16 protein-coding genes are annotated in these 16,780 nt (G+C 53.1%); 12 read left to right on the forward strand and 4 right to left on the reverse strand.

Translation table 11 applies throughout. From position 1 onward, the window contains the following. Positions 1–15: 15 nt before the first annotated feature. The 3 genes from ACLJRE_RS04775 to ACLJRE_RS04785 all read right to left on the reverse strand — a co-directional run bounded on the left by ACLJRE_RS04775 (position 16) and on the right by ACLJRE_RS04785 (position 3,890). The gene (locus ACLJRE_RS04775; RefSeq protein WP_023212273.1) at positions 16–2,571 is read right to left on the reverse strand and encodes a fimbria/pilus outer membrane usher protein; all 2,556 of its coding nucleotides are present in this window, start codon (positions 2,569–2,571) and stop codon (positions 16–18) included. 23 nt (positions 2,572–2,594) lie between these two features. After that, positions 2,595–3,272: a molecular chaperone gene (locus ACLJRE_RS04780; RefSeq protein WP_001046428.1), complete on the reverse strand. Its 678-nt coding sequence runs from the start codon at positions 3,270–3,272 to the stop codon at positions 2,595–2,597. Between the two features lie 75 nt (positions 3,273–3,347). Continuing rightward, positions 3,348–3,890, reverse strand: a complete 543-nt coding sequence (locus ACLJRE_RS04785; protein ID WP_000676517.1) for a fimbrial protein — start codon at positions 3,888–3,890, stop codon at positions 3,348–3,350. Positions 3,891–4,304: 414 nt separating this feature from the next. Here ACLJRE_RS04785 and pabC point away from each other — a divergent pair, with 414 nt between their 5' ends. The 6 genes from pabC to ptsG all read left to right on the forward strand — a co-directional run bounded on the left by pabC (position 4,305) and on the right by ptsG (position 10,307). Continuing rightward, positions 4,305–5,114: an aminodeoxychorismate lyase gene (pabC, locus tag ACLJRE_RS04790; protein ID WP_000280842.1), complete on the forward strand. Its 810-nt coding sequence runs from the start codon at positions 4,305–4,307 to the stop codon at positions 5,112–5,114. Between the two features lie 2 nt (positions 5,115–5,116). Further along, complete coding sequence (yceG, locus tag ACLJRE_RS04795) at positions 5,117–6,139, forward strand: cell division protein YceG (RefSeq protein WP_000736454.1); 1,023 nt, start codon at positions 5,117–5,119, stop codon at positions 6,137–6,139. Continuing rightward, positions 6,129–6,770, forward strand: coding sequence for a dTMP kinase (tmk, locus tag ACLJRE_RS04800; RefSeq protein WP_000535403.1), 642 nt, complete (start codon positions 6,129–6,131; stop codon positions 6,768–6,770). The genes yceG and tmk overlap by 11 nt, the downstream gene beginning before the upstream one ends. Continuing rightward, positions 6,767–7,771 carry a DNA polymerase III subunit delta' gene (gene holB, locus ACLJRE_RS04805; RefSeq protein WP_000872450.1) on the forward strand — a complete coding sequence of 335 codons (1,005 nt, stop codon included), beginning with the start codon at positions 6,767–6,769 and terminating at the stop codon, positions 7,769–7,771. Before tmk ends, holB begins: the two co-directional genes overlap by 4 nt. A gap of 10 nt (positions 7,772–7,781) precedes the next feature. Beyond that, on the forward strand, positions 7,782–8,579 hold the full coding sequence (locus ACLJRE_RS04810; RefSeq protein WP_000480268.1) for a metal-dependent hydrolase: 798 nt from the start codon (positions 7,782–7,784) through the stop codon (positions 8,577–8,579). A gap of 294 nt (positions 8,580–8,873) precedes the next feature. Then, on the forward strand, positions 8,874–10,307 hold the full coding sequence (gene ptsG / locus ACLJRE_RS04815) for a PTS glucose transporter subunit IIBC (RefSeq protein ID WP_000475705.1): 1,434 nt from the start codon (positions 8,874–8,876) through the stop codon (positions 10,305–10,307). A gap of 84 nt (positions 10,308–10,391) precedes the next feature. Here ptsG and fhuE read toward each other — a convergent pair whose 3' ends face one another. Further along, a complete protein-coding gene (fhuE, locus tag ACLJRE_RS04820; protein WP_000008417.1) occupies positions 10,392–12,566 on the reverse strand; it encodes a ferric-rhodotorulic acid/ferric-coprogen receptor FhuE in 2,175 nt (724 codons plus the stop codon). Between the two features lie 341 nt (positions 12,567–12,907). Between fhuE and hinT the strand changes: the two genes are divergently transcribed. From hinT to ycfP, 6 genes are read left to right on the forward strand one after another with little or no spacing between them, the layout of a single operon-like run. Continuing rightward, positions 12,908–13,267 carry a purine nucleoside phosphoramidase gene (hinT, locus tag ACLJRE_RS04825; protein ID WP_001532068.1) on the forward strand — a complete coding sequence of 120 codons (360 nt, stop codon included), beginning with the start codon at positions 12,908–12,910 and terminating at the stop codon, positions 13,265–13,267. 2 nt (positions 13,268–13,269) lie between these two features. After that, positions 13,270–13,644, forward strand: a complete 375-nt coding sequence (locus tag ACLJRE_RS04830) for a YcfL family protein (protein ID WP_000589563.1) — start codon at positions 13,270–13,272, stop codon at positions 13,642–13,644. A 13-nt stretch (positions 13,645–13,657) separates the two neighbouring features. Continuing rightward, complete coding sequence (gene lpoB, locus ACLJRE_RS04835; RefSeq protein ID WP_000164359.1) at positions 13,658–14,296, forward strand: penicillin-binding protein activator LpoB; 639 nt, start codon at positions 13,658–13,660, stop codon at positions 14,294–14,296. Further along, positions 14,277–15,101, forward strand: a complete 825-nt coding sequence (gene thiK, locus ACLJRE_RS04840) for a thiamine kinase (RefSeq protein WP_001257320.1) — start codon at positions 14,277–14,279, stop codon at positions 15,099–15,101. The genes lpoB and thiK overlap by 20 nt, the downstream gene beginning before the upstream one ends. 10 nt (positions 15,102–15,111) lie before the next feature. Continuing rightward, entirely contained in the window at positions 15,112–16,137 is a 1,026-nt protein-coding gene (gene nagZ / locus ACLJRE_RS04845) for a beta-N-acetylhexosaminidase (protein WP_000529340.1), read from the forward strand. Between the two features lie 24 nt (positions 16,138–16,161). After that, positions 16,162–16,704 carry an alpha/beta hydrolase YcfP gene (gene ycfP / locus ACLJRE_RS04850; RefSeq protein ID WP_000587945.1) on the forward strand — a complete coding sequence of 181 codons (543 nt, stop codon included), beginning with the start codon at positions 16,162–16,164 and terminating at the stop codon, positions 16,702–16,704. Positions 16,705–16,780 lie beyond the last annotated feature (76 nt).

The following is a 16,780-nucleotide window of genomic DNA, read 5'->3' on the forward strand; positions in this document are numbered from 1 at the left end:
TTATGGTCATCGTTATTAACGACAAGATTCTTGCGTTTCCATCACACCATCAGTCGCATTCAATTCTGTTAAATTGAATGTTACGTGACAGGTGTCATTCGCTGTACGGCCCCACGTTACCTTTAAGGTTCCGCGTTCGGGCGCACCGGTAAGATAGACTTGCCCGTGGTCACCCACGATGAAGCTCTTATCCGCAGGTTGACCCTCTATCGTTGCCAGCGCTCCAAATGGCACTATCTCCGTAGGGGTACGTGACAAATTCATGAGTACCCTTTTACCGATACGGGTATCAAAATGTGCGCGTACAATTGCGCCGCGCGTGGGGGTAATCATCTGGCTGGTCAGGTCGACGTCAGCACCATCAGGCAGCGTTTCGGTATCCAGTGAGACGGCGGTTTCACGGTACGGCGTCACGTAAGGCACCACGGTGTAACCGCGGAAGTCGGTTTTTACACCCGTCTGGTTGCTTATCGTAACGCCATTCGCCCCGGGGGCTTCTACCAGTGCTGAGGTTTCGCCCAACGACTGGCTGAGCGTGACACCATGCGCGTGGGCGACAATGCCGCCTTCCATGCCGTAGTTAACGCGTTTCTGGTCGTTGTCATAGCTGTAGGCACCATTCATTCGTGCGTAGGTCCCCTGATAATCGAGGCTGGCGTAACCGCCATTCCCTTCGCCGTGATTCGTTTCGCTCTGCTGGAGACTCCAGTTCAGGTTATTGTCTTCTAATGCTGACCCGTTTAGCCCGACGGTATGGTTGGTATTGCCCCGTTTGCTGGTATTCAGGTTGTAAGTGGCGTAACTGTGACTTAACCAGCGGTCGAGCGGGATGTTTATGCTCAGTGAGAAGACCTGATCTTCATCGTAGATTTTGTCGCTATCGTCACTGTCGGTGGTATTGCGGTTATAGCTGTAATTGATGTTGTACGTCACGCCGCCCCAGCTATTACTGTAACCCACACCGAGAGAGCGCATCTTCCGGTCACTGTTCCAGTAATCTTCGCTAATAGCATTGAGCGACAGTGACCCCAGACTCGCCCCGATACTCTGGTTAAGCTGAAGTTCAGCACGGTTGCGGCGGCGGTCGTTATTATTTTGCGACTCGTCGTCACGCCAGGTATCCAGTACTTCCGGGAGAGTGTAATAACCTGATGTTGAATACCTATAACCGGAAATGGATATATTGGTGCCGGTTTCGAGAATATTTTTACTGTAACGGATGCGCCAGGACTGGCCGCTCTCTTTATCCTGATCTTTTTGCGTTGACCATGCCTGAGTGCCATCCACCGAGACGGCACCCAACTCGCCGAGGTTTTTTCCAAGCCCGGTGAGCAGGGACTTGTAGTGCTGTGAGAACTGGCCCCCGCCATATACCGTAAACCCGGCTGGCAGGCCATAAATCAGGGTGGCCTGGGTAAACATTTTTTTGTCAATATCGCTCTCATAGGAGCGATACTGGCCGCTGGTCACGCTGTACTTCAGCCGCCCTTCGCGCTGCAGAATAGGCAGAGAGGCGAAGGCCACCGTCTGATGCTGTTCGCTACCGTCGGCCTCTTTAATTGTGACGTCAAGATCGCCGCTGCTGCCGGTTGGGTACATATCGGTAATCTCAAATGCGCCCGGCGAAACATAGCTTTGATAAATGGTGTAACCATTCTGTTTGATAATTACCTGCGCGTTAGTACGGGCGATGCCGCGCACCACCGGCGCGTAGCCACGCAGGCTATCGGGCAACATATCATCGTCGGAGGCCAGCTGTGCGCCGCGGAACGGCACACTATCAAACAGCTCGGAGGGCGCGGTGCTGTCGCCGAATGTTAGCTGACTTTTCAGCGCGATAATATTGCGTTGGGCGTAGGTGTAGAGCGAATCCCAGCTTTCATCGGCGCTATCGCCGTTGACGTTGCGATTCCAGGTGCTGTAGTTGCGAATGCGCCAGGGGCCAATATTCAGGCCCGGACGCAGGCTCAGATAATAGCTGTCGGAGTCGGTCATATCGCCGCGGCGCGCTTCGGTGTTGGCGCCGGAAAAGCTATAGTTGAGCAGCAGGGCGTTAATGCCCTCATCGAGCCGTTCCGGGGCGACGTAGCCGCGGGCATGGCTGTCTACGGCGGCCTGCGGAATAGACAGCCGTAGCTGCTGGCGTTCAAAGGCGAACTCGGCGCTGGCCTGCGGGATCGCCGCCAGGTTAGCGCAGTCGCCGTGACCAGCAAGATTTGGAAACGCGTCGGTACGAATACCGAACTCGCGCAGCGAGTCAACGCTGAAGCAGGGCTGCAGAGTGGTGTTGCCTGCCGTATCATTTTGCATAACAAAATTAACGTCATGCACGCCAGCGGACGATTTATTCACAATGACGTCAACGCGATAGGTGCCAGGCATTTGGCCTATGCCTTCTTCAAAAGCGGAAAGATCGGTAAGCTCTTTTCCCGGCCCGTCGATCCCCAGCAGCGCTGGGTTAAAATATTCGCGGGCAAACGCAGTGTTACCGGCTGGCAGTGCGCACTGCAGGGCGATAAAGCAGGCGATTCGACTGAGCGTCATTATTTTTTTGTATGCGTCTGCATTCATCCCGATATCCTTTCGGTGTGGTCTTACAGGCGTGTGTGGTGTTCAGACCCGATAGAGCCGAAATCGTTAATAAGTGTCCAGGTTACGTCGCCGCTGGCTTCGGCGGGCGCGGTAAAGCTGGCGGAACTCATCGGCGCGACATAGGTAGCGTCTTTCACGGTGCTGGTTCCTATCTTCACCGTGCTGAAGTTCATATAGTAGGCTGTGGGATTGGTCACGGTAAGACGGTTACCGCTGTGCTGCCAGGTCAGCTTCGCGGTGACGTTTTCCGGTTGCTCCGTCAACGCCTGCGGACGGTAAATTAATTTAATGCGGGTTTTCACCGCAATTTGCAGAGTGTTAACGTTATCCTGCTTTTCCGTCGTCGATGGGATCGACTTAATATTCATCCAGTAGAGGGACTCACGATCTTCCGGCAGATTGCCGCCAGTACGGAGAATTCGCAGATTATTTTCCTGCCCTGCGCCTAAACGAAAAAGCGGCGGCGTGACCATAAACGGCGATTTATCGCTGCTTTTTTCCCCGGCGTCACTCCATGACTGAATGAGATAAGAAGATTGGTCCGGATTTTTAACGCTAATCGACGTTTCTTTTTTATCGCCGTTATAAATAATACGGGTTCCGCCGATAATAACACCGGCCTGTACGGTTGCCGTAGTGAATATAAGCGTGGCGGCAGTGAGTAAACTATATTTATTCATGGAGTATCTCCAAAGCAAAGCCGGGTCCATCCGGCTTTATTGGTTTACTAAAACGAGAGAATAAATTCCGCGCGATTAGTTGTAGGTCAGGGTAAAGTTAACGACGCCGTTGGCATCGCCGCCTGATACGCTATCTTCTGTCGCGATATAACGGGCGAAAAAGTCGAGGTTCGTTTCTTCTGCCGCATCGGAGGCAATGGTAACGGATTTAGACTCAGTACCCAGCGGCAGTTCGCTGGTATCGCTATTCAACAACTGGATAGCGACACCTTTAGCGACGCCGGTAGTACCGTAACCGGTAATTTGCAGATAGTCGTTATTCAGGGTGTCCGGCATACCGTCATATTTTACGGAAACCGGTTTCCCCAGCAGATCTGCAGGGCAGGCGGTTAATACCAATGAAAACTTGGTGGTTGCTGCCGTTGAGCCAGCGGCGGTAAACGCTGTTTTAGAGACCTCGCCCAGCTTGACATCCTGAGAGCTGGTAACACTGCCGTTAATTTTGCAACCTGCTTCGATGATTTTGCCGGTAAAATTAACCTGGCCATCCTGAGCCATTGCAGTCGAAGCAAGCCCCATTGCGGTGAATAATACGGCAGCGGCAAATTTTCCTTTCATTAAAAATGTCCTTTCATGGTCGACTCGATACGTAGATATTACTCAGCGCACGATAAATAGGCTTTGAGTAATAAATATATTAATTATGACTTTCTAATTGCAGTATTAAATATGATAGGGTAACGTCAGACGATACCCAATTACATTTTGACCATATGTGAAAGTTATGACTATAAATAATATCTAATTAATGCTTTTTGTTTTGCTAAATATATTCGCTAAATAAATTAATTTCGTCATTTAAGGTGCTGTGATTAATATTATTGCTATAATTTATTTGTTATGGTTGACATAAATATGCCTTTTCTTATTAAAATAAGGAAAACCTGATAAATAACGTGTTATCTTGCTGGCAAAGTCCTTGCGCGCAGGCCATTCCCCTGACACTCTGATGGGCGGTTATCTGGAGGATGAATGTATCTGATTAACGGCCAATCCACTGAACGACTCGCGGTGAATGACCGGGGGGTGCAGTTCGGAGACGGTTGCTTTACCACTGCGCGGATCGCGGCGGGGGAGATTGCCTTGTTTTCCCGTCATCTGGCTCGCCTGGAAGAAACGTGCTCTCGTTTGGCGATCCCCTTTAACGATTGGGATGTATTAGTAAAAGAGATGCGCTGCCTGGCACAACCGCATCGGGAAGGCGTGCTGAAAGTGATGATTACCCGCGGCGCAGGCGGACGCGGTTACAGCGCCGCCAGTTGTCAATTACCCACACGGATTCTTAGCGTGTCGCCTTACCCTGCCCACTACGCCCGCTGGAAAGACGAGGGCATCACTCTTACCCTTAGTCCCATACCGCTTGGGCGCAATCCTTATCTTGCCGGATTAAAACATCTGAACCGCCTCGAACAGGTGTTGATTCGCTCTCATCTTGAGCAGACGGACGCCGATGAGGCGCTGGTTCTTGACAGCGAGGGATGGGTTACGGAATGCTGTGCGGCTAATTTGTTCTGGCGTACAGGCGACATTGTTTTTACGCCGCGTCTGGATCAGGCCGGGGTGAACGGCATTATGCGACAATTTTGTTTACGCCAACTGGCGCAATCTCCTTTCCAGGTCCTTGAAGTTCAGGCGAGAGAGGAGGCGGTCAGGCAGGCGGATGAGGTTATCATCTGCAACGCGCTAATGCCGATTATTCCCATACGCGCCTATCACGGGACGTCGTATTCTTCGCGAACACTGTTTCAATTTTTAGCCCCATTTTGTGAGCATCCGAATTAGTTATGAAAAAATTGTCAGGCGTTTTCCTTCTGCTGTTGGTTGTGCTGGGTATTGCCGCGGGCGTGGGGATGTGGAAAGTTCGCCATCTGGCGAACAGCACGTTACTTATTAAAGACGAGACTATCTTTACGCTCAAGGCGGGAACGGGGCGGCTGGCGCTTGGCGACCAGCTTTATGATGAAAAAATCATTAATCGCCCCCGGGTATTTCAGTGGCTGCTGCGCGTGGAGCCTGAGTTATCGCACTTTAAAGCGGGAACTTACCGTTTTACGCCGGGGATGACCGTACGGGAGATGCTTGAGTTGCTGGAGAGCGGCAAAGAAGCGCAATTCCCGTTGCGGTTTGTGGAAGGGATGCGCCTTAGCGATTACCTGAAACAGCTACGAGAGGCGCCGTATATTCGCCATACATTGCCGGATGATGACTACGCCACTGTCGCTCAGGCATTAAAGCTTGCGCACCCGGAATGGGTAGAAGGGTGGTTCTGGCCCGATACCTGGATGTATACCGCCAACACCAGCGATGTCGCTATTCTCAAGCGAGCGCACCAAAAGATGGTGAAAGCTGTCGATACTGTCTGGAAAGGCCGGGCCGAGGGGCTGCCTTATAAAGATCAGAACCAACTGGTGACAATGGCCTCGATTATTGAAAAAGAGACGGCTGTCGCCAGCGAACGCGATCAGGTGGCTTCAGTCTTTATTAATCGCCTGAGAATCGGTATGCGCCTTCAGACCGATCCCACCGTGATTTACGGGATGGGGACGAGTTATAATGGTAACTTGTCGCGTGCGGATCTGGAAAAGCCGACGGCTTATAACACGTATACCATAACCGGGCTGCCGCCAGGACCGATTGCATCGCCCAGCGAAGCGTCATTGCAGGCGGCGGCGCATCCGGCGAAAACGCCGTATCTCTATTTTGTGGCCGACGGTAAAGGCGGTCACACATTTAACACCAATCTTGCCAGCCATAATCGGTCAGTGCAGGAGTACCTGAAAGTGCTTAAGGAAAAAAATGGGCAGTAATTATATCGTCATCGAGGGCCTGGAAGGCGCCGGAAAAACCACTGCGCGCGACGTGGTGGTGGAGACCCTTGAGCAACTGGGTATTCGTAACATGATTTTTACCCGTGAGCCGGGCGGTACGCAGCTTGCCGAAAAACTGAGAAGTCTGGTGCTGGATATTCGATCGGTAGGCGACGAAGTGATTACCGATAAAGCGGAAGTGCTGATGTTTTATGCCGCTCGCGTACAGCTCGTCGAAACGGTAATCAAACCCGCGCTGGCGCAAGGCGTATGGGTGATCGGCGATCGACACGATCTCTCGACCCAGGCGTATCAGGGGGGAGGGCGCGGCATTGATCAAACCATGCTGACGACACTACGCGATGCCGTGCTGGGCGATTTTCGCCCTGACCTGACGCTGTATCTGGATGTCACGCCGGAAGTCGGGCTAAAACGCGCCAGAGCGCGCGGCGATTTGGATCGCATTGAGCAGGAATCTTTTGATTTCTTTAACCGGACTCGCGCGCGCTATCTGGAACTGGCGGCGCAAGACTCGCGTATCCGCACCATTGACGCGACCCAGCCGCTGGATGCCGTCATGCGCGACATTCGCGCCACGGTGACGAAGTGGGTGCAGGAGCAAGCGGCATGAAATGGTATCCATGGTTACGGCCCGCCTATGAAAAACTGGTAGAAAGTTACCAGGCGGGACGTGGGCACCATGCGCTACTGATTCAGGCCTTACCTGGCATGGGCGACGAGGCGCTGTGCTATGCGCTGAGCCGTTATCTGTTATGCCAGCAGCCTGAGGGCCACAAAAGCTGTGGGCATTGCCGTGGCTGTCAGCTTATGCAGGCTGGCACGCATCCGGACTATTACACGCTGACGCCGGATAAAGGCAAAAGCAGCCTCGGCGTAGATGCGGTACGCGAGGTCAGCGAGAAATTGTACGAGCACTCCCGTCTGGGCGGCGCGAAGGTGGTGTGGATTGCGGATGCGGCGCTATTAACCGACGCCGCCGCCAATGCGTTGCTCAAAACGCTGGAAGAGCCGCCGGAGCAAACCTGGTTTTTCCTTGCCAGCCCGGAGCCTGCTCGTCTGTTGGCGACATTACGCAGCCGCTGCCGGCTGCATCATCTGGCGCCGCCGTCCGAATCGTATGCGATGTCATGGCTGTCGCGAGAAGTGACGGCGTCACAAGAAGCATTGCTCACGGCGCTACGCCTGAATGCGGGGTCGCCCGGCGCCGCGCTGGCGCTGTTGCAGTCTGAACGTTGGGCGCAGCGTGAGGCGCTGTGTCAGGCGTTAATGGACAGTTTACATACGGGCGACTGGTATGCGTTATTAACGGCGCTCAATCATGAGCAAGCCCCGGCGCGCCTGCACTGGCTGGCGACGCTGCTGGTTGATGCTCTTAAACGTCAGCACGGCGCGTCGTACCTGACAAACGTTGATGCGGACGCGGTTGTTGCCGCGCTGGCGGGGCCGCTATCCCCGGCGCGTATTCAGGCAATCCTGAACGATGTTTGCCATTGTCGTGATCAATTACTTCATGTGACCGGATTAAACCGCGAACTGGTATTAACCGATCTCATTCTCCGCATCGAGCATTACCTGCAACCAGGCACCTTGTTGCCTGTTCCTCATCTTTGAGAGAGACATTATGTTTTTAGTCGACTCACACTGCCATCTTGATGGTCTGGATTATCAATCTTTGCATAAGGACGTGGACGATGTGCTGGCGAAAGCCGCCGCGCGCGATGTGAAGTTCTGTTTAGCGGTGGCGACGACGCTGCCGGGGTATCGCCATATGCGCGAGCTGGTGGGCAAGCGCGATAATGTGGTCTTTTCCTGCGGCGTGCATCCGTTAAATCAGGATGAAGCGTATGACGTAGAAGAACTGCGCCTCCTTGCTGCAGAAGACGATGTGGTGGCGATGGGCGAGACCGGGCTTGATTATTTTTACACGCCTGAGACCAAAATCCGCCAGCAGGCGTCTTTTATTCATCATATCCAGATTGGCCGCGAATTGCATAAACCGGTGATTGTCCATACTCGCGACGCGCGTGCCGATACGCTGGCTATCCTGCGCGAAGAAAAAGTGACGGATTGCGGCGGCGTACTACACTGTTTTACAGAAGACAGAGAAACGGCCGGCAAATTGCTGGATCTGGGGTTTTATATCTCTTTTTCCGGCATCGTAACGTTCCGTAACGCTGAACAGTTGCGTGATGCGGCGCGCTATGTGCCGCTGGATCGGTTATTAGTCGAGACCGATTCTCCTTATCTGGCGCCGGTGCCGCATCGCGGTAAAGAGAACCAGCCTGCGATGGTACGCGACGTCGCAGAATATATGGCGGTATTGAAAGGGGTTGCCGTTGAAGAACTGGCGCAGATCACCACCGATAACTTTGCTCGCCTGTTCCATATTGACGCGTCTCGCCTGTCATCAATCCGTTAAACGAGTTTTTTTAAAGCTCGTAATTAATAAGCAAAGCGCGTAAAGTTCACCGCCACAAAAGGGGCGGTGAGCGAGCTTATGGAAACATTCGGAAACTCATTTTGGCAGAATGTGATACTTTTTAGGCTATCTGGCGCTGAAACGTGATAGCCGTCAAACAAAATCAGACGTATTTATTTTACTCTGTGTAATAAATAAAAGGGCACTTAGATGTCCTGTCCACGGCGGGGTTCTCCCCCCTCGCCAATGCGTGAGAACGTAGAAAAGCACAAATACTCAGGAGCACTCTCAATTATGTTTAAGAATGCATTTGCTAACCTGCAAAAGGTCGGTAAATCGCTGATGCTGCCGGTATCCGTACTCCCTATCGCAGGTATCCTGCTGGGTGTCGGTTCCGCTAACTTCAGCTGGCTGCCAGCCGTTGTATCGCACGTTATGGCAGAAGCGGGCGGATCTGTTTTTGCCAATATGCCGCTGATTTTCGCTATCGGCGTGGCGTTGGGCTTTACCAACAACGACGGCGTTTCGGCTCTGGCGGCGGTAGTAGCGTATGGCATCATGGTGAAAACCATGGCTGTGGTTGCGCCGCTGGTTCTGCATTTACCTGCTGAAGAGATCGCCGCTAAACACCTTGCTGATACGGGTGTTCTCGGGGGGATTATCTCCGGTGCGATCGCAGCGTATATGTTTAACCGCTTCTACCGTATCAAACTGCCTGAGTATCTGGGCTTCTTTGCGGGCAAACGCTTCGTGCCGATCATTTCGGGTCTGGCCGCTATTTTTACCGGTGTGGTGCTGTCTTTCGTATGGCCGCCAATCGGTACGGCTATCCAGGCGTTCTCGCAGTGGGCGGCTTATCAGAACCCGGTTGTCGCGTTTGGCATTTACGGTTTCATCGAGCGTTGCCTGGTGCCGTTTGGTCTGCATCATATCTGGAACGTTCCTTTCCAGATGCAGATCGGCGAATACACCAACGCAGCGGGTCAGGTATTCCACGGCGACATTCCGCGCTATATGGCGGGCGACCCGACGGCGGGTATGTTGTCTGGCGGCTTCCTGTTCAAAATGTACGGTCTGCCGGCTGCGGCCATTGCTATCTGGCACTCTGCTAAACCGGAAAACCGCGCAAAAGTGGGCGGTATCATGATTTCCGCCGCGCTGACCTCGTTTTTGACGGGTATTACCGAGCCTATCGAGTTCTCCTTCATGTTCGTGGCGCCGATCCTGTACATTATTCACGCGATTCTGGCAGGTCTGGCATTCCCGATCTGTATTCTGCTGGGGATGCGTGACGGTACGTCGTTCTCCCACGGTCTGATCGACTTTATCGTGCTGTCCGGTAACAGCAGCAAATTGTGGCTGTTCCCGATTGTTGGCGCCGGTTATGCGATTGTGTACTACACCGTGTTCCGCGTGCTGATCAAAGCGCTGGATCTGAAAACGCCGGGTCGTGAAGACACTACTGATGACGCAAAAGCGGGCGCGACCAGCGAAATGGCGCCGGCTTTGGTTGCGGCGTTTGGCGGTAAAGAGAACATCACTAACCTGGATGCCTGTATCACGCGTCTGCGCGTGAGCGTAGCCGATGTAGCGAAAGTGGATCAGGCTGGCCTGAAGAAACTGGGCGCGGCAGGCGTTGTCGTCGCGGGTTCCGGCGTTCAGGCTATTTTCGGTACGAAATCCGATAACCTGAAAACGGAAATGGATGAGTACATCCGTAACAGCTAAGCAGTAATGATGTTGGGGAGAATTAAGGCAGCCATTCGGCTGCCTTTTTTAATGGCGCTTTATATGCCGCTCTCCGACAGTCTGTCAGAACTGATAATTGGCGGTGAGGCTGACGTTACGCGGCGCGCCGTAAACAATGGAACCATCAATATTGGTGTCGTAGGTTTTATCGAACAGGTTGTTGATGTTTCCCTGTACGGAGAAATTTTTCGTCACCTGATAGCGGGTAAACAGATCGACCAGCGCATAGCTGCCCTGTTCGGCGCGAAAAGTGCCGTACGGCGTCGTGGTATCTTTGTAAACCCGATTCTGCCAGTTCACACCGCCGCCGACCGTCAGCTCCGGTATCGCCGGCAGACGATAGCGGGTGAATAACTTCACGCTGGTGCGCGGGAGATTAGGGTTCACGGCGTTACCTTCATTGTCCTCGGCAACATATCGGGTAGCCCCGAAAGTCATCTGCCAGTTATCGGTAATTGCGCCGTTCACTTCAAATTCGACGCCTTTGCTCACCGTTCCGTCAGTAGACTTCCAGGCAAACTCCCCATTACTGCCAGGGATGGGAATAGTGGTTGCCTGAGCGACGTTATTCTGCTCAATGCGGAACACGGACAACGTGGTGGTGAGGCGGCTGTTCATCCAGTCGGACTTCAGGCCCGCTTCATAGTTATTACCGGTAATCGGAGCCAGATATTGACCTGCTTTGTCACGTTTATTCTGCGGCTGAAAGATAGAGGTATAACTGGCATAAGCGGACCAGTTGTCGTTGATATCATAAATCAGCCCGGCATACGGCGTGGTATGGTTTTTCTCCATGCTGTAGGTCAGTGTATCAACACGCCAGTTGGTATAACGAGCGCCAAGAATCAGATGCAGCGGATCAGCCAGCGAAATGCGCGTAGCGGCATACAGCGATTTCATATGCGTGGTATCGTCCTGCGCCAGATTTTGTGGCGCCCAGTGGGTTTGGGGGAAATTACCGTTAAAGGCGCTGAAGTTGCCAATGTCGTCCGGAAAGACGTTCGCCCAGGCGCTAAAATAGCGGTTATTCTGCTTACTATAACTGCCGCCAAACATCATATTGTGCTGACGGCCAAACAGCTCATAAGCGCCATCGGCAAAGAGATCTATGGCATCTACTTTGCGCTTGCCGCTGTTCCAGCCCGTACCGCCGACCACGGGGTAGCTTGCGCCATAAGGACTCACCAGCGTACCTGTCTCTTTATCGACTAACGCATCGATATACATCATTTTACTGTCGAATTTGACCTCAGTATGGGTCGCATTCAGGGTCGCCTGCCAGCTTTCGGCAAAACGCTGCTTAAGCGTGACGAAGAATTTATTTATCTCTTTGTTGTTATAAGCCCAGTCCGGGGCGGTACTACGCGCGCGGTCATAGCTATTTTTGCTGCCATCGGTGTTCCAGCGCGGCAGACCGCCCCAGGTCGGGCTATTGACATCAATTTTTTGATATTCATAACCGGCTGAAAGGCCAGTGGTTGCACCCAGATCGGCATCGACAATTCCGGAAAAGAACGCTTTCTCACTGTTATAGCGGTCCAGCCAGGAATCATTATTCTGATAACCCGCCACGATGCGCCCACGGACATTGCCGTCTGCGGTGAGCGGACTTTGCAGATCCATGACGTAACGCTGCTTATTCCAGCTACCGTATTCTGTGGAGACGTTACCTTTGAACTCCCGACTGGTGGCGTGTTTACGAATCATATTTATTGAGGCAGAAGGATTACCGGTTCCGGTCATCAGCCCATTCGCGCCGCGAACCACCTCCACGCGCTCATACAGCGCGGTATCCGTTAGCGCATCGCCCAGATTCCAGCGGGACTCAAAATACGTTGGAATACCGTCAACCATATAGTTGTCAATTTCAAACCCGCGCGAGTAATAGCTGATGCGATCGGAGTCAGCCTGGCTTCCGCTGATCCCCAGCGTATTGGTCATCACCTCGCCCAAGGTTTGCAACTGCTGGTCTTCCATACGCTGTTGGCTGACAATACTGACCGACTGCGGGATATCGCGCTGAGTCATCGTCATTTTGGTGCCCGCAGCGGTCGTTTTCACGCTGTAATCCTGTTCTTCGCGGTTTACGGCGTCAGCGGTCGTCGCGCCCTCGACAATAACGGTATCCTCAGCCGCGAAGGCGGCAGGCATAAATGCCATCGCCATACCCATAGCTAACAGCGACGGTGCGGCGGTGGACTGAAGGTGTTTGTCCCGGCGGTATTGAATGAAAGACATCTGAAAATCCTTGCTTGTTATTGGGGTAAGTTCAGGACGTATGACGTTGAACCTTTTCATTCTTTGCTAGTTAATGCGCATAAAAATACAAATGAGAAATATACGCATTTGTATTAAATGTGTAAAACGGTATAAACAGGCAAACTAAAAATATTTTTTAAGCGTACAAAGGCGTCATGGCAGGGGGATATGGCGGTAAGTCCAGCATGTAGTCATTTTTCGCTTAATAAATCGTGGGTTAAAGTTGAAAGAGCGTCGGTAACTCGCTCATACTCTATACTCGCAGTATGGCTCGGCGTAGCATGTGCGCTGCAAGGGCTATTATGAAAAAGGAAAACGTCGTGGCAGAAGAAACTATATTCAGCAAAATTATTCGTCGTGAAATCCCTTCGGATATCGTTTATCAGGATGAGCTGGTCACCGCCTTTCGTGATATTTCACCGCAGGCGCCGACGCATATCTTGATTATTCCCAATATTCTGATCCCAACCGTCAATGACGTGACGGCGGAACATGAACAGGCGTTAGGTCGGATGATCACCGTGGCGGCGAAAATCGCCGAACAGGAAGGCATTGCCGAAGATGGGTATCGTTTAATCATGAATACCAACCGTCATGGGGGCCAGGAAGTTTATCATATCCATATGCACCTACTGGGCGGCCGCCCGCTAGGCCCGATGCTGGCGCATAAAGGCTTGTAAATATGATCAAAGGATGCATCGCGGTTTCTCTGGGCTTGCTGCTGCTTACCGGCTGCCGGTCACACCCTGAAATTCCGGTAAGCGACGCGCAGTCGCTGGTGATGGAGTCCACGGTTCTGGCGGCGGGGGTCACCGCAGAGCCGCCTGAACTGACGGCGTCTGATATCCAGCCATCAGCTTCTTCCCGCGTCTATAACGAAAGGCAAGAGCCCATAACCGTTCATTATCGGTTTTACTGGTATGACGCGCGGGGGCTGGAGATGCATCCGCTGGAGGCGCCGCGTAGCGTAACCATACCCGCGCGTTCGTCGGTAACGCTATTTGGCAGCGCCAATTATCTGGGGGCGCATAAGGTCAGGCTTTATCTTTATTTGTGAGGAGTGAATTTTGATGACAAAAATGCATCGCTACGCTGCCATTGCTGCGCTGGCGATATTTCTCTCCGGGTGTATGGCGCAACGTCAACCTGCGCCAGTTGAAGAGGTAAAACCAGCGCCAGAACAACCCGCGCAGCCACCACAGCCTCCTGTTGTGCCGTCTGTGCCAACCATTCCACAGCAACCGGGGCCGATCGAACATGAAGATCAAACGGGCCAGCCAGCGCCTAAGGTGCGCCACTATGACTGGAACGGCGCGATGCAACCGCTGGTCAGCAAAATGTTGCAGGCTGATGGCGTGACGGCCGGAAGCGTATTGCTTGTCGACAGCGTGAATAACCGGACGAATGGGTCGTTAAATGCGAACGAGGCAACGGAAACGTTACGTAATGCGCTGGCGAACAACGGTAAATTTACGCTGGTCTCCGTACAGCAACTCTCGATGGCAAAACAGCAGTTAGGGTTGTCTCCGCAGGATAGTCTGGGAACGCGCAGTAAAGCTATTGGCATTGCGCGCAATGTCGGGGCGCAATATGTACTTTACTCCAGCGCATCCGGTAACGTTAACGCGCCTGCATTACAGATGCAGTTAATGCTGGTGCAAACGGGCGAGATAATCTGGTCAGGTAAAGGTGCGGTCCAACAACAATAATCCCTTAACGCGCGACGAGATCCTGTCGCGCTATTTTCCCCAGTATCGTCCCGCCGTCGCCGCATCGCAGGGGCTAAGCGGCGGGAGCTGTATTATTGCTCACGATACTCACCGTATCGTGCTGCGCCGTCATCACGACCCCGACGCTCCACCAGCCCATTTTTTACGTCATCACCGCGCCTTATCCCAATTGCCAGCCAGTCTGGCGCCGCGAGCGCTTTTTTATACGCCGGGCTGGATGGCGGTAGAATATCTGCATGGTGTGGTAAATTCCGCTCTGCCAGATGCCGACGAACTGGCGGCCTTACTGTATCATTTGCATCAACAGCCGCGTTTTGGCTGGCGTATCGCGCTATCGCCACTATTGGCGCAGTACTGGTCGTGTTGCGATCCGGCAAGGCGTACGCCGTTTTGGTTGCGGCGGCTCAAACAGTTGCAAAAAAACGGTGAACCTCGCCCGCTGCGGCTCGCGCCTTTGCATATGGATGTCCATGGCGACAATATAGTATTAACGTCCGCCGGGTTGAGACTGATTGACTGGGAGTATGCCGGCGACGGCGATATTGCGTTGGAGCTGGCGGCAGTATGGGTTGAGGATGAACGCCAGCACCGACAACTGGCAGACGCTTATGCAGCGCGCGCGCGAATCGACGCCCGGCAGCTATGGCGACAGATACGATTATGGCACCCCTGGGTCATTATGCTAAAAGCAGGGTGGTTCGAATACCGCTGGCGACAAACCGGCGAGCAACAATTTATCAGGCTGGCCGATGAAACCTGGCGCCAGCTACGTATGAAAGGATAAGGAGAGCAGTGTGGGCCCAGTAATGTTGAATGTCGAAGGATGTGAGCTGGATGCGGAGGAGCGCGAGATACTGGCGCATCCGCTGGTTGGCGGGCTTATTCTGTTCACGCGTAATTACCATGACCCGGAACAGCTGCGCGAATTAGTGCGCCAGATTCGGGCGGCATCGCGTAACCATCTGGTGGTGGCCGTCGATCAGGAAGGCGGGCGCGTACAGCGTTTCCGTGAAGGGTTTACCCGCCTGCCCGCGGCGCAATCTTTTTTTGCGCTGCATGGGCTGGAAGAGGGGGGACGACTGGCGCAGGAGGCAGGGTGGCTGATGGCCAGCGAAATGATCGCGATGGATATTGATATCAGTTTTGCGCCAGTGCTGGACGTCGGGCATATCAGCGCGGCAATTGGCGAGCGCTCCTATCATGCCGATCCCGCAAAAGCGTTGGCAATGGCAACGCGCTTTATTGACGGCATGCATGACGCCGGGATGAAAACGACCGGTAAGCATTTCCCCGGCCACGGCGCGGTCACGGCGGACTCCCACAAAGAGACGCCGTGCGATCCACGTCCTGAAACGGATATCCGTGGCAAAGATATGTCGGTGTTCCGCACGCTGATTAGCGAGAATAAACTGGATGCGATTATGCCTGCCCACGTGATCTACCGCGCTATCGATCCACGCCCGGCAAGCGGTTCGCCGTACTGGCTGAAAACGGTGCTGCGTCAGGAGTTAGGCTTTGACGGCGTCATTTTCTCCGACGATCTGTCGATGGAGGGCGCGGCGATTATGGGCAGCTATGCTGAGCGCGCTCAGGCGTCGCTGGATGCGGGTTGCGATATGATTCTGGTCTGCAATAATCGTAAAGGCGCAGTCAGCGTGTTGGATAATCTGTCGCCGATCAAAGCAGAACGTGTTACACGTTTGTATCATAAAGGTTCATTTTCACGCCGGGAGCTCATGGACTCAGCACGCTGGAAAACAGCCAGCGCCCAGCTCAACCAGTTACATGAACGCTGGCAGGAAGAAAAAGCAGGTCATTAACTCGAGTTTTCGTGAGGGTGCCAGATGATTATTTATTTACACGGTTTTGATTCAAATAGTCCGGGCAACCATGAAAAAGTGTTGCAATTACAGTTTATCGACCCGGATGTTCGGCTGGTAAGCTACAGTACGCGGCATCCTAAGCACGATATGCAGCATCTGCTGAAAGAAGTGGACAAAATGTTGCAGTTGAATGTGGACGAGCGCCCTTTAATCTGTGGCGTGGGGCTGGGCGGTTACTGGGCGGAGCGGATTGGCTTTTTGTGCGATATCCGTCAGGTGGTTTTTAACCCGAACCTGTTCCCCTATGAAAACATGGAGGGGAAAATCGATCGCCCGGAAGAATATGCGGACATCGCCACAAAGTGCGTGACCAACTTTCGCGAAAAAAATCGCGATCGTTGTCTGGTGATCCTCTCGCGTCATGACGAAGCGCTGGACAGCCAACGCTCAGCGCAAGCTCTTCACCCGTATTATGAAATTGTGTGGGATGAGGAACAGACTCACAAATTCAAAAATATTTCGCCGCATTTGCAACGTATCAAAGCGTTTAAAACGCTGGGGTAACGCCCCCGGCAATATGGCGTTATCAGTGACCGGATAACCAGCCTTGCGGCTGGTTTTTTTATGCTCAATTCTCGCA

Source organism: Salmonella sp. SAL04157 (assembly GCF_046551635.1).
GTDB lineage: Bacteria > Pseudomonadota > Gammaproteobacteria > Enterobacterales > Enterobacteriaceae > Salmonella > Salmonella enterica.

Excerpts from the sequence above, each read along its gene's own strand:
- tmk (WP_000535403.1), top strand. The coding sequence starts at position 6,129 with ATGGGCAGTAATTATATCGTCATCGAGGGCCTGGAAGGCGCCGGAAAA.
- ACLJRE_RS04830 (WP_000589563.1), top strand. The coding sequence starts at position 13,270 with ATGATCAAAGGATGCATCGCGGTTTCTCTGGGCTTGCTGCTGCTTACC.
- yceG (WP_000736454.1), top strand. The coding sequence starts at position 5,117 with ATGAAAAAATTGTCAGGCGTTTTCCTTCTGCTGTTGGTTGTGCTGGGT.
- ACLJRE_RS04810 (WP_000480268.1), top strand. The coding sequence starts at position 7,782 with ATGTTTTTAGTCGACTCACACTGCCATCTTGATGGTCTGGATTATCAA.
- pabC (WP_000280842.1), top strand. The coding sequence starts at position 4,305 with ATGTATCTGATTAACGGCCAATCCACTGAACGACTCGCGGTGAATGAC.
- ACLJRE_RS04780 (WP_001046428.1), bottom strand. The coding sequence starts at position 3,272 with ATGAATAAATATAGTTTACTCACTGCCGCCACGCTTATATTCACTACG.
- ptsG (WP_000475705.1), top strand. The coding sequence starts at position 8,874 with ATGTTTAAGAATGCATTTGCTAACCTGCAAAAGGTCGGTAAATCGCTG.
- fhuE (WP_000008417.1), bottom strand. The coding sequence starts at position 12,566 with ATGTCTTTCATTCAATACCGCCGGGACAAACACCTTCAGTCCACCGCC.
- holB (WP_000872450.1), top strand. The coding sequence starts at position 6,767 with ATGAAATGGTATCCATGGTTACGGCCCGCCTATGAAAAACTGGTAGAA.
- ACLJRE_RS04775 (WP_023212273.1), bottom strand. The coding sequence starts at position 2,571 with ATGAATGCAGACGCATACAAAAAAATAATGACGCTCAGTCGAATCGCC.
- ycfP (WP_000587945.1), top strand. The coding sequence starts at position 16,162 with ATGATTATTTATTTACACGGTTTTGATTCAAATAGTCCGGGCAACCAT.
- lpoB (WP_000164359.1), top strand. The coding sequence starts at position 13,658 with ATGACAAAAATGCATCGCTACGCTGCCATTGCTGCGCTGGCGATATTT.
- ACLJRE_RS04785 (WP_000676517.1), bottom strand. The coding sequence starts at position 3,890 with ATGAAAGGAAAATTTGCCGCTGCCGTATTATTCACCGCAATGGGGCTT.